This window comes from Desulfovibrio sp., from assembly GCF_014803725.1.
In the GTDB taxonomy this organism is placed as follows: domain Bacteria; phylum Desulfobacterota; class Desulfovibrionia; order Desulfovibrionales; family Desulfovibrionaceae; genus Desulfovibrio.
Window position 1 is genome coordinate 41,195 of record NZ_JAAVBE010000005.1, and the last position, 12,538, is coordinate 53,732.

General features: G+C 65.8%; 8 protein-coding genes, 1 tRNA gene and 1 pseudogene. 6 read left to right on the top strand and 4 right to left on the bottom strand.

What is annotated here, in order from left to right; all coding sequences use genetic code 11:
* Nucleotides 1-14 precede the first annotated feature (14 nt).
* Complete coding sequence (gene frc, locus HDR50_RS01990) at nucleotides 15-1,313, bottom strand: formyl-CoA transferase (RefSeq protein ID WP_291355452.1); 1,299 nt, start codon at nucleotides 1,311-1,313, stop codon at nucleotides 15-17.
* A 416-nt stretch (nucleotides 1,314-1,729) separates the two neighbouring features.
* On the opposite strand from frc, the gene HDR50_RS01995 reads away from it, so the two are divergent.
* Nucleotides 1,730-3,289: an outer membrane homotrimeric porin gene (locus HDR50_RS01995; protein ID WP_291355454.1), complete on the top strand. Its 1,560-nt coding sequence runs from the start codon at nucleotides 1,730-1,732 to the stop codon at nucleotides 3,287-3,289.
* A 196-nt stretch (nucleotides 3,290-3,485) separates the two neighbouring features.
* A complete protein-coding gene (locus HDR50_RS02000; protein WP_291355456.1) occupies nucleotides 3,486-4,400 on the top strand; it encodes a radical SAM protein in 915 nt (304 codons plus the stop codon).
* Between the two features lie 30 nt (nucleotides 4,401-4,430).
* Here the strand turns inward: HDR50_RS02000 and HDR50_RS02005 are convergent, their stop codons facing one another.
* The 3 genes from HDR50_RS02005 to HDR50_RS02015 all read right to left on the bottom strand — a co-directional run bounded on the left by HDR50_RS02005 (nucleotide 4,431) and on the right by HDR50_RS02015 (nucleotide 7,171).
* The gene (locus HDR50_RS02005) at nucleotides 4,431-4,700 is read right to left on the bottom strand and encodes a SlyX family protein (protein ID WP_291355458.1); all 270 of its coding nucleotides are present in this window, start codon (nucleotides 4,698-4,700) and stop codon (nucleotides 4,431-4,433) included.
* Complete coding sequence (locus HDR50_RS02010) at nucleotides 4,687-6,594, bottom strand: YgiQ family radical SAM protein (RefSeq protein ID WP_291355460.1); 1,908 nt, start codon at nucleotides 6,592-6,594, stop codon at nucleotides 4,687-4,689. The genes HDR50_RS02005 and HDR50_RS02010 overlap by 14 nt, the downstream gene beginning before the upstream one ends.
* A 76-nt stretch (nucleotides 6,595-6,670) precedes the next feature.
* Entirely contained in the window at nucleotides 6,671-7,171 is a 501-nt protein-coding gene (locus HDR50_RS02015) for an EF-hand domain-containing protein (RefSeq protein WP_291355462.1), read from the bottom strand.
* Nucleotides 7,172-7,395: 224 nt separating this feature from the next.
* Between HDR50_RS02015 and rfaD the strand changes: the two genes are divergently transcribed.
* From rfaD to HDR50_RS02035, 4 genes and pseudogenes are all read left to right on the top strand, one after another.
* Entirely contained in the window at nucleotides 7,396-8,367 is a 972-nt protein-coding gene (gene rfaD, locus HDR50_RS02020) for an ADP-glyceromanno-heptose 6-epimerase (protein WP_291355464.1), read from the top strand.
* 195 nt (nucleotides 8,368-8,562) lie between these two features.
* The gene (locus HDR50_RS02025; protein ID WP_291355466.1) at nucleotides 8,563-10,677 is read left to right on the top strand and encodes a methyl-accepting chemotaxis protein; all 2,115 of its coding nucleotides are present in this window, start codon (nucleotides 8,563-8,565) and stop codon (nucleotides 10,675-10,677) included.
* Between the two features lie 171 nt (nucleotides 10,678-10,848).
* Nucleotides 10,849-11,625, top strand: a pseudogene (locus HDR50_RS02030) (hypothetical protein).
* Nucleotides 11,616-11,691: transfer RNA gene (locus tag HDR50_RS02035), tRNA-Ala, on the top strand. Before HDR50_RS02030 ends, HDR50_RS02035 begins: the two are co-directional and overlap by 10 nt.
* Nucleotides 11,692-12,538 lie beyond the last annotated feature (847 nt).

A 12,538-nucleotide genomic window follows, 5' to 3' on the forward strand; every position in this document is an offset into this window, starting at 1 on the left:
CGGGCGTTTTTTTGCTACGCCTTCTTGAGAGGCTCGGTGGTACCGTTGGCCGCGAACTTGGCGATGTCCGCGTCGGTGAAGCCCACGCTCTTGAGAACTTCCTCGTTGTTGCCGCCCAGGGTCGGGCAGGGACCGTAGGTGGGCTGGAAGTTGCTCATGGTGAAGGGCACGCCCACGGTGACGAAGGTGCCGACCTTGCCGCCGTAGCCGGGCTGGTTGATCTTGACGAGGGTGTTGCCGTCATAGAGGCTCTCGTCGGTCATGATCTCCTTGGTGTTGAGCACCGGGCCCACGGGCACCGCGTACTTGGCGAGGTGTTCGGTCACTTCGTACTTGTCGCGCGTGGCCGCCCATTCGCCGATGCGCTTGTAGATGGCCTGCTTGTGCTTGTCGCGCGCGTCGGCGGTGTTGAAATCGGGGTTGGTGAGCCAATCCTGGAAGCCCATGCCTTCGCAGAACTTCTCAAAGCTCTTGGCGTCGCGCTGGATGATGATGTACACGCAGTCGTTGGGGTCCTTGGGGAAGTTCTTGCACTTGTAGGTCCAGCCGAGCACGCCGGAGCCTTCCTGGTTGCCGGAGCGCGGCACATAGTCCTCGAACTTCTGGTCAGGATACTGCGGGAACTGCGTCAAGTAGCCGATGCGGTCGAGGGTGAGCTGGTCGCGCGTCTTGATGCGGCAGAGGTTGAGGCAGGCATTGTGCATGGACTGGTACACGAGGCAGCCTTCGCCAGTGTGCTCGCGCTGCACGAGGGCGGCGAGCAGGCCGATGGCGAGGTGCATGCCGGTGTTGGAGTCGCCAAGGGCGGCGCCGCTCTGGGTCGGGATATTGTCCGGGCCTTCCCACCACCCGGTGGTGGAGGCGGCGGCCGCCGTCACCTGCGCGACAGGCTCATAGGCCTTCAGGTGCGCGAAGCGCGAGGACAGCGGGAAGCCCTTGAGCGTGCCGTAGATGCACCGGGGGTTCAGCTTGTGAACCACTTCCCAGGAGAAGCCCAGCTTGTCCATGGCGCCGGGATGGAGGTTTTCCACAAAGATGTCGGCTTCCTTGATGAGGCGCGTCAGGATCTCCTTGCCGTCGGGCGTGGCCGCGTCGAGGCTCAGGGATTTTTTGTTGGAGTTGAGCTGAAGGAAGTAATAGCTCGGGCAGTCCGGGTCGAACTGCAATTCTTTACGCGTGGCGTCACCGTGGCCGGGGCGCTCAATCTTGATGACATCGGCGCCGAGCCAGGCGAGCAGCTGGGTGCAGGAGGGGCCGGACTGGACGGCGGTGAAGTCGACGATTTTGATGCCTTGCAAGGGAGCGGTGTTCATGGGGTGTCTCACTGGGGTAAGGGGTGAAGAGAAAGGTACTTTGCCTTGGGTAGAGCATAAAGTCTGCCAATCGGAAAAAAGCGTGGGTATCCTCGACTTTTAGGGAAAAGTGTGGCCCGGTTTCCTGTTGCGCCGGTGCACATTTTTTAGGCACGCCCAGGCTCCTTACCCTGTAAAAAAATTGCGCACCTGTCTAAAAATCAACCAGCGCCAGCTCCGCGAAAGGGCAGCGAAAGGTCGGCAAGCTCGCGGCCGGGCGCGGGAGCCCCAAAAAGGTGCCATATCCTGAAGGTTTACGTTGCAAAAATTTTTTTGTACAAGGGCCTGTCCACAAAAATGCCAAAAATCGCCAGGCGATACCGGCGGCCCTTGCGGCCGCTCCTCCTCCCGCTCTTGCCTGTTGCCCGGAAAGCCCGATGAAGCGACGCCGCGCCTTTTGCCTCCATGTCCTGCTCCTCCTGCTGCCCGGCATCCTCTGGGCGCATGCCGCCCGGGCCGTGGACTTCAAGCCCCGCGGCCAGTGGATAGCGAGCTTCGGCTACGGCATGAACGGCAAGTTCGTGAAAAACGCGGGCTTCACCGGCTTCAGCCCCGGGCAGGACAATTTCAACGCCCGCGAGAAGGTGGCCCTGCAACTGGACGCCGAGGTCTCGCGCAATCTCTCCGGCAGCGTCTATCTCGACATCGGCGACATCATCTGGGGCCAGCAGGAGAGCGGCGGCGCGCTCGGCGCGGACGGCCATATGGTCAAGGTGGGCAACGCCTTCATCGACTGGTCGCTGCCCAGGGCCCCGCTGCGCGTGCGCATGGGCATCCAGAGCATCAAGACGCCGGCCTACGCCTCGGGCAATTCCATTTTTAATGGCAGCGTGGCCGCGGTGGTGGCCAACTGGGCCTTTTCGGAGTGCCTGAGCGTCACCGGCGCCTGGGCGCGCCCTTACAACGACAATACGCGGGCGAAGGGGGGAGGGCCGGTGTTCGGCGACAATGTGGACGCCTTCGGCCTGCTCGTGCCGCTGCAACTGGAAAAGGCGGGCCTCATCCCCTGGGCGGTCATGGCCGTCATCGAGCCGCATGCCGCGCGCGCCGGGGATGCCGCGTATCCCTTCGGGAATTTTACCGCCATGGGCGGCGACGCGGGCAATTTCCGCGAGGGTATGTTCCCGGCCGGGGGCAGCCGCCACCAAGACTTTTCGGATGCCAACGGCGCCCGCGCCGTGCGCTCGCGCGCCACGGCCTTCTGGGCCGGCCTCACGGGAAAGTTCGACCTGCTCGCGCATTTGCGGGTGAGCTTTGACGCGGAATATGGCGAAACGAGCTGGCAGGACGACCGCCGCCTCGACCGGCGCGGCTGGTTCGCCACGCTCTGCGTGGATTCGGAATATGACTGGGGCATGCCCGGAGTCTACGCCTGGTACGCCAGCGGCGACGACGCCAACCCGGCCAACGGCTCGGAGCGCCTGCCCGCGCTGGACCCGGGCAATTCCATCAATTATTCGCCGCTGGCCTATGACGGCTCGCACTATATCGAGCGCAACGCGCTCATCGGCAACAATCTCGCGGGCACCTTGGGCGTCGGCGTCAGGGCCGCGCACCTGCACCTGTGGGAAAACGTGTCGCAGACCTTCTATTTCAACTATATCCGCGGCACCAACAGCCGGGCCATGGCCCGCAAGATGTCGCGTGAGGGCCTGTGGGCCAACGGCATGGCGCTTTCCGGGGCGCAGCCGGGCCCCGGCGCCGACCTCGGCATGCCCAATCTTTACCTCACCCAGGGCGACTTCGCGGTGGAGATCGCCGGCACGGGCCGCTGGCGGTTCAGCGAGGGGCTGACGCTCTTTTACAGCGCCGGCTGGATCGGCCTTTCGCAGGACAAGGGCACGGGCGCCTGGGGCGCGCGGCATACGCGCGGCGAGGCCATCCCGGCAACGGCCAACGCCTGGAACGTGAACCTGAGCTTTATCGCATCGTTCTGAGAATATGCGGCGCGGCCGGCGCAGCCCGCCCGAAAGCCCCGCACCTTCCTTCTGGCAAGGGCGCAGCCCCTGTGCATTCCGCCTCCCCCTCCCAGGCGCGGGCCAGGGGACGGGCCAGCCCCCCCGGCTTGACATCCGGCCCCGGTTTTCCTACATCAAAATTTATGTCGATTGATACAAAAATAAGGAGAAGAGGATGAAGTTCGCCGAACCCGTCTACCGCCCGCCTATGGAGGCCAATTCGCTGCTGTTGCCCGTGACCCAGAGCTGCAACTGGAACAAGTGCAATTTCTGCTACCGGCTGAAGGAATATCCCTTTCTCGTCACCACGCCGGACGACCTCGAGCAGGAGATCCTGAGCCAGAAGGCCTTTTATCCGCCGAATACGGACATCTTTCTCGTGGGCTCGAATACTTTTGTGCTTCCTGTCAGAAAATTCCGCGAATTTTTCGCCGTCATCCGCAAATATTATCCGAAAATGGGCAAGGTCTCCATGTTCAGCAGGGTGGACGCCATCGCCGACAAGTCGGACGCGGATTTGAAAGAACTCCGGGAGCTGGGCGTGCGCCAGCTCTATGTGGGCACGGAAAACGGCAATGACGACGCCCTTGAACTCATGAACAAGGGCCACAATGCGGCCGAAGCCGTGGAGCAGTTGAAACGCCTCGACGCCGCGGGCATCGACTATACCGTCTTTTATATCATCGGCATGGGCGGCAAGGGCGCGGGCGGGAAATCGGCGCGCGAGACCGCCGCGCTGTTCAACCAGCTCAAGCCGGTGCGCATCGTCTCCACCGGCATGACGGTCACGGAAGGCACGGGGGCGGCGAAACTTCAGGAGGAGGGGCGGTTCGTCCAGGCCTCGGAACGGGAAAAAATCGAGGAATTGCGGCTCTTTTTGCAGGAGCTCACCGTGGATACCTTCTATGACGGCATCCACTACCTCAACCCCCTGCACTACCGCTTCCAGACCTCGGACGCGGCGGCGAGGAAAAAGATCCTCGCCGACATCGACGCCATCCTCGCCCGATATTCGGACAGCGAGCTGGAAGCCGCCATCAACCGCCGGCAAATGGAAGAGGACTGCAAGCCCGCGCAACTGCAAAACTGAACGCCGCTGCGCAGGCCGGCTCCGGCCTTTTCAGTACCGCTCGGGCAGGGAGTGCGGGGGCAGCGCGTTTTCCGGCGCGTCCGCGAGCTTGTCGCGCAGGGAACGGGCCAGCGCGCCAAGGTCGGCGAGCTGGCGCTCGATGGCGTCGAGCTGCGCCTGCTGGGCCGTGAGCGCACTGTCCAGCTCCTTGAGGCGTTCTTCCTGAAAAAAGGCGGTCTCCTCGAGGCGCGCGATGCGCCCCTCAAGGGCCTCCACGGCTGCGGCGAGCGGGGCGCCGCCGGTGTGGTCAGTGCTGGACATGCTTGCTCCTTGGTGTGCGCGGGACGCCCTTGCGGCCCGGTTTTTCCGCACTCGGGGGCGCGCTCCGGGACGCGCGGCTGCCGGTTTTCCGCTCCTGGCGGCGCGGGGCGTCTTCTTTTCTCTTTTTGGACCCTTCCGCCCGGCCCATGAGGATGCCGTGCTGCCGCAGGCGCTCGGCGTCGCTGCGGGCCACGTAGATCTTTTCGCCCGCCTCGTCCCGGCCGCAATAGAACATGGCCGTGGCCACCGTGCCGGGCGTGGGGATGAAGCACTGCGTCTGGCGCGGGTTCCAGCCGCGGCGGGCGAGCCAGCGGGAAAGCGCGCGCATGTCGTCGTCCGTGCAGCCGGGGTAGGCGCTCATGAGATAAGGGATGACATACTGCTCGCGCCCGGCGGCGCGGCTCTCGCGCGCGAAAACCTCGAGAAAGGCGTCCAGCGTGGCCGTGCCCGGCTTGCGCATGCGGCTGAGCACCGCCGGCTCGCTGTGCTCGGGCGCCACCTTGAGCTGGCCGCCCGTGAACTCGCGCGCATAGGCGGCCAGCGCGGCAGGCTCCCTGAGGGCGATGTCGGGCCGAACGCCGCTCGCCACGCGCACCGAGGAGACGCCGGGCTGCGCCGCTGCGGCGCGCAACAGCTCCACATGCTGCGCCTGCGGCGTCACGAAGTGCGGGCAGGGCGCGGGAAAGCAGCAGCTCTTGCGCTTGCAGGCGCCCGATTTGCCGCCCTTGCGGGGCGAGGCCAGGGCGCAACGTGCCTGCCACATGTTGGCCGTGGGGCCGCCGATGTCCGAAATGGCCACGCCCCGGCCGCCGCGCCGGTGTTTCCCGCCCGCATGGGCGCGGGCGAGGGCCGCGGCCTCGTCAAGGATGGATGCGGCCGAGCGCGAGCTCACGCGCCTGCCCTGGTGCAGCGCGATGGAGCAGAAGGCGCAGCCGCCCCCGCAGCCCCGATGGCTGGTGAGGCTCGTGGCCAGCATCTCCGCCGCCGGGATGGGCTCGGTGTAGGCGGGGTGGGCCGCGCGCCGGAAGGGCAGGGTGTAGAGGACGTCCATCTCCGTGCCCGTGAGCGGCGCGGCCGGCGGCGCAAAGACCACGCAGCGTGAGTCGACCGGTTCAAAGGCCCAGGCGTCGCCGGCGTGCACATGGGCCTCCATCTGTTGCGCGAGCCGCAAAAGCTCCACGGGCTCGGCCTCTATTTCCGCATGCGAGGGAAAGCGCACCAGCGGCCCTGCCGCGAGCGCGCCGCGCAGGGCGCCGTCCTGCGGCGCGGGGCGTCCTTCCGCGTCCATTTTTTCCAGCCACGCCGTACCGGGGATGCCCCTGAGCGCAGACGCGGCATCCATGTCGCCCCGGGCGGCGGCGTCCAGCCTTTGCGCGCAGGCCAGGGTGGCGCGCTCGCCCATGCCCCAGACGATGAGGTCTGCCTTGGCGTCCATGAGCAGGGGGCGGCGCAGGGCGTCTGTCCAGAAATCGTAGTGCGTGGCCCGGCGCAGGGAGGCCTCGATGCCGCCGAGCACCAGCGGCAGCCCCGGGAAGGCGCGGCGCGCCAGGTTGGCGTAGACAAGCGAGGCGCGGTTGGGGCGTTTCCCGGCCACGCCGCCCGGCGTATAGGCGTCGTCATGGCGTTTTTTGCGAAAGGCCGTGTAATGGGCGAGCATGGAATCCAGCGCGCCCGCGCTGATGCCCGCGAAGAGGCGCGGCCGGCCCATGGCGAGGAGGTCGTCGGGCGCGTCCCACCTCGGCTGGCAGACGAGGCCCACGCGGAAGCCGTGGCGGATGAGCCAGCGGCCGAGGAGCGCGCAGCCGAAGGCCGGGTGATCCACATAGGCGTCGCCGCTCACGAGGAGCACGTCGATGCCGTCCCAGCCCAGCCGGGCCAGCTCGGCGGCGCTCATGGGCAGGAAGGGGGGCTGCGCAAGTCTCCCTGTGCCGCCCTCTGGCGGCACAGGGAGTTCAGGAAAAGCGGAGAAATCAGTTGCCACTCGGCGGCCGCATGAGGGGCAGGTCCGCGCTGTCCGGCGGCGGGATGAGCGGATCGCCGGGGATATTGTTCAGGCGCGGCGCGGTCTCGGGCTGGGGCATGGCCATGCCCTGCGGCGGCGTGCCCGCGGCGTGGCCCTTCATGAAGGCATCCCACTCCACGCGCTCGATGGCGCCGTCGCCATTGCTGTCGATGACAGCAAAAGCGCGTTCGGACATGCCGGGCGAAGCCGACTGGAATTCCTCGATGACCACCTTGCCGTCGCCGTTCTTGTCCATGGCGGCGAAGCGGTCGCCCGACCCGGTGGTGGCGTGGGCCGCATGGCCGGCCTTGTGGGCGCCGGGGGCGGCCATGCCTTCGCCCGTGTGGAAGAAGAGCATGAAGCCAGCCAGGATGCCGAGGGCCGTGAGGCGCGTGAAGGCGCCCAGCCGGTGCAGGAGGCCGGGGCCCGAGCTGTGGTCAGAACTGTGGGGGGTATATGTGCGTTGCATGATGGGCTCCTTGGTTGTGTGCCGCGCCCGGGAGGGGCCCCGGCGGGGGCTCTTCCGCCCCGTGTCCAGTATGTTGCAAATCGCGTGCCTTGTCCAGCGGCCCGAGTGTGCCGGACCGCACGTATGGGGCTTGAGGGTCGCGTTGCTTTGCGGTAGCATCTTCGCGCCCGATTAGTACGGATGCGGGGGCCGGAGCGGCACGCGCCCGCCCCGCGGAGGCGCGCATGTATGTAATCACCGGCGGCGCCGGCTTTTTGGGGAGCGTGCTCCTCTGGCAGCTCAACAGCCTGGGTCTCACCGACATCGTCGTCGTGGACCATCTCGGCGCCGGCCCCAAGTGGGGCAATCTCGTCAAGCGCCGCTACGCGGACTTTCTCCACAAGGACCGCTTTCTCGACCTCGTGCGCCGCGACGCGCTGCCTTTCAAGGTGGACGCCCTCGTCCATCTCGGCGCCTGTTCCTCCACCACGGAGGCCGACGCCGACTTCCTCATGGAAAACAATTTCCATTACAGCCGCGATGTCTGCCGCTATGCGCTGGACAAGGGCGCTCGCGTCATCAACGCGAGCTCCGCGGCCACCTACGGCGACGGCAGCCAGGGCTTCACCGACGATGCCGCCCTCGTGCCGCGCTTGCGCCCGCTCAACATGTACGGCTATTCCAAGCAGCTCTTCGACCTCTGGCTGTTGCGCGAGGGGCTGGCGGGCGAGGTGGCGAGCCTCAAGTTTTTCAATGTCTACGGCCCCAACGAGTACCACAAGGGCGACATGGCGAGCGTGGTCCTGAAGGCCCATGGTCGCATCCGCGAGAGCGGCCGCATGGCGCTCTTCCGCTCGCTCGACCCGGCGGTGGCCCACGGCGAGCAGAAGCGCGATTTCGTCTACGCCAAGGACTGCGCCCGGCTCATGGCGTGGCTTCTGGAGAACCCGCAGGTCAACGGCATCCGCAACGTGGGCACGGGCAAGGCGCGCAGCTTCAATGACCTGACCCGCGCGGTGTTCGCGGCCATGGGACGCGAGCCGGCCATCGACTATGTGGACATGCCCGGGGCCCTGCGCGGCAAGTACCAGGCCTTCACCGAGGCCGACATGGCGTGGCTTGAGGAAGTGTCGTGCCCGGTGCGCTTCACGCCGCTGGAAGAGGGCGTCAGCGACTATGTGCGCGCGCATCTCGAGGCGGAGGACAGGTTTTTATAGGGCTTTCATGAGCATCGAGCCCGGTGTCGGCCTAATCCTTCTGGCGCCGCGGCCGATAGAGCAGGCAATGGAGCCCGGCGGGCTGCGTTTGGATGGCAGGTCTGCCGGGGCAGACCCGGCAGCACCGCGCGGAAACTGGCATCAACGCTGCCCGAATGCCGGGGCGGCAGGAAAAGAAGGCATGGGAGGCTGGTAATGAGCATTGGCAAGAAAATCGGCGGCGGCTTCTGCGCCATCATCTTTTTGACGCTCGTCCTGGGTTTCGTGGCCATGCGCGCCATGAACGAGGGCACCGACGTTTCGGAGAGCATCGCGCATGACCGCATGCCCCGTCTCATCAACTGGAGCGAGCTCCAGAACAACCTGCTGAACGCGGCCTACTGCTCGCGGGCCTATTTCGAGACCGGCGACGAGGCCCAGATCAACCAGGCCTACGAGCACCTCAAGCTCTACCGGGAAGAGCTCGCCCAGATCAAGCAGGTCAACACTGTCACCTATTTCGAGAACACGGGCAAGGCCATCGCCAAGGCGGAAAAGGACATCGTCATTTACGAAGACCTCGTCCGCAAGAACCAGGTGGTCTACAAGCAGGCCCAGGAAATGATGGGCAAGATGATGACCTCGGCTGACGAGGCGCTCGCCAAGATTGACCAGCTTATCGAGGTCATGAGCGAGAACCAGGTGGCCGCCATCAACGCGGGCAACCTGAACGCGGCGCTCCAGTATTCGCGCACCATGGCCCAGGCCGCGGACCTCTATGCGAGCGTTTCCACCGTGCTCAAGGACCTCATGAACGCCGAGCGCCACAGCGATGTGGCCCAGTTCACCAAGATCGAGGAGCGCCTCAGCGGCATCAGCAAGCAGGCGCAGGCCATGTCCGCCAACCTCCAGCGCGAGGAAGGCCGCGAGCTCTTCAACGAGACCATGAAGGAATACAACGAGTTCGCCCACGACGCCGACGAAGTGGCCGCCCGCATGCGCGAGCTCGCCGCCAGCGCCAAGCTGCGTTACGACCAGCTCCAGGCCATGAGCGCCGACGCGTCCCACATGGTCGAACTCACCACCAAGAACACCGAAGAGACCGTCATGGGCGCGGCCAGCAGCTTCGCGGCCTCCACCACCGTGGTGACCATCATGCTGCTCGTGGTGCTCGTGCTCGGCATCATCATCGCCGTCATCATCACCCGCATGATCGTGAAGCCGCTCTCCACCACCCAGGTCTTTGCCCAGGACGTGGCCGCCGGCCACATGGACAAGGAGCTGGACGTCCACACCACGGACGAGACCGGCAAGCTCGCCGACGCCCTGCGCGCCATGGTGGCCGCGCTGAAGAAGAACATCGCCGAGGCGCACGAGAAGTCCACCCAGGCCGAGAAGGCCACCGAAGAGGCCAAGGCCGCCATGGCCCGCGCCGAGGAGGCCGCCCGCAAGGCCGAGAGCGCCAAGCGCGAGGGCATGCTTGCCGCCGCCAACCAGCTCGAGGGCATGGTCGAGATCATCTCCTCCGCCTCCACCGAGCTCTCCGCCCAGATTGAGCAGTCGGATCGCGGCGCCTCCGAATCGGCCCAGCGCCTGCAGGAAGCCGCCACGGCCATGAACGAGATGAACGCCACCGTGCAGGAAGTGGCTCGCAATGCCGGTTCCGCCTCTGGCGCCTCCAATGACACCAAGGCCAAGGCCGAGGCCGGCGAGCACGTGGTCCAGCAGGTCGTGCAGAGCATCGGCGAAGTGCACGAAGTGTCGCTCCAGCTCAAGGAAGACATGGCCCAGCTCAACGAGCGCGCCCAGGACATCAACCGCATCATGGGCGTCATCTCCGACATCGCCGACCAGACCAATCTGCTCGCCCTCAACGCGGCCATCGAAGCGGCCCGCGCGGGCGAGGCCGGCCGCGGGTTCGCGGTGGTGGCCGACGAAGTGCGCAAGCTCGCTGAAAAGACCATGACCTCCACCCTTGACGTGAGCAACGCCATCCGCGCCATCCAGGAGAGCACGGACAAGAGCATGGGCGCCGTGGACAACGCGGTGCAGCGCATCAGCGAAGCCACCAGCCTGGCCAACCAGTCCGGCACAGCGCTGGAGGAGATCGTCGCCACGGTGGAAGCCACGTCCGACCAGGTGCAGGCCATCGCCGCCGCCAGCGAGGAGCAGTCTGCGGCCAGCGAGGAGATCAACCGCTCCATCATCGAGGTCAACGACATGTCCCGCCTGACCGCCGAGGCCATGGCTGAGGCCACCCAGGCCGTGTCCGATCTCGCCAATCAGGCCCACAAGCTGACCGACCTCATCCAGGAGATGAAGAACGCCTAGCCAGTGGCAAGGGCGCAGAAGCAGGGGGCGCGTCCGCAAGGGCGCGCCCCTTTTGCTGGGGCGCCCCCCCGCATGGGAAGCCGCCCGGGGACGGCATACAACTTTCAACTTCCCCGTGACTCCCAATGCCCGCGGCGCCTTGGCAAAAGGCCGCGCGGGGTGGAGGATCGCATGCGTCTCCCAGTGTTGTTGGCCCCCCTGCGCCTCATGGCCGCGCTCACGCTGCTCGTGCCCCTCGCGGCCGGCTATGCCCGTGCGGAAGACGATGGCGCCACGGCCCGGGGCCTGTTCACCAGCCTCCCCACCAGCATCTTTGAGACCACGGCCGAGGGCCTGTCCGAAGCCGACAAGCAGCAACTGCTCACCGAGGGGCGCACGCAATTCTGGGAGATCAGCGGCGAGACCCCGGATGTGCTCGTTTTTGCGAGCCTGCCCCTGCGTGACCGGGCGGTGGGGCTCAGGCTCTTCCGCAACACCGCCGACGGCTCCACCGACGTGGCCGTGGGCACGCTGGGCGAGCCCATCTGCACGGTGGAGCTTTGGCGGCAGGACACCTCGGGCCGCATCGTGCCCATCGACACCCCGCCGGAGCCGGACGCGCGCGAATTTCTCGGCAAGGGCCAGAANCTGCCCGNNAANGTNATGCCCACGGTGCTCATNTGCCTNGGNCTCGGCGGNCTCAAGGCNGANCCGGTNTTCTGGAGCAGCAAGGGCAAGGTGGANGTGCCGCTNGCCAACGAGGTNTCCTACCANTGGACGGGCANGGGCTTTGAAAAGCGCGTGAGCNCNCGCNAGANGCNNGNCNGACTNGAGCNCAGTGCGNCNGCCGCAGCANGNGNTGNTTCAGGCGCGGGGCTTGNCNNCNNCCCTGCAGNNCGCANAAAANTGGAAAAANTATTTGACAGCNCNNGNNGCNCCGGCTATCTTNTTCANGCCNTGGGGCTGTAGCTCAGTTGGGAGAGCGCTTGAATGGCATTCAAGAGGTCAGGAGTTCAATTCTCCTCAGCTCCACCACTTTTCAAGGGCTTGCGCGAGAGCGTAAGCCCTTTTCGTCACCTTCGCCGGATCGTGTCCGCGCCGGGAACCAGCACCGGGCGCGGACATGCGGCTCCGGCGCCCCATCATAACGTCTCAATGCCCACGCAGAGGTGCCCCATGACTGCTGCCGCGCATGCCCGTTCCGTGNTTAAGNTGTTTGGCCTTGCCTTTTGCGCCTTTTCGCTCGCGTCCACTTTAGGCGCGGCGCCGGCCCATGCGGCCAATGAACCCAACGGCACCTACAGCGGCGCATCGCTCAGCGGCGACAATACCTATGCGCAGATCCAGCCTACGAGAAACACCTTTACCTACAGTAACGGCACGCTCACCCTCACCGGCAATAATGGCGNCANCCTGCTGANCAGAGCCGTGACCCGCTTCATTGTTTCGTCGGACNNCGGCAACGCCACACTGGTGCTNCAGAAAGGCACCCTTTCCGGTAATCTTGCGCTTGGCGGCANCGGCCAGAGCACCGTCTTCGTCGGGGCCGGAGCCACATCCAATCGCCCCACTGTGACCATCGCCGGCANCCTCGGGAGTATAGCCGGCAGCGCTTCGCGCGTCNTCACCAACGGCGCGAACCTTGTCATCAATGGCAGCNTAGGGGCAAGCAACGCGGCTTTCAATGAAATATACGCGCAGAACGGCAATATCCGCATCGCCCANAGTNCGGGGCAGANTCTGGTGGAGACGGTGCGCGTCGCCAGNGGGATGGAGGTTTTTTCCCAGGAAAGGCTCACCCTCTGGGATCTCGACATCCAGAACGGCGGCAAGGTGTCCGCAAACCTGGATATCCACATCAACGGGATCCTCGGCAGCACGG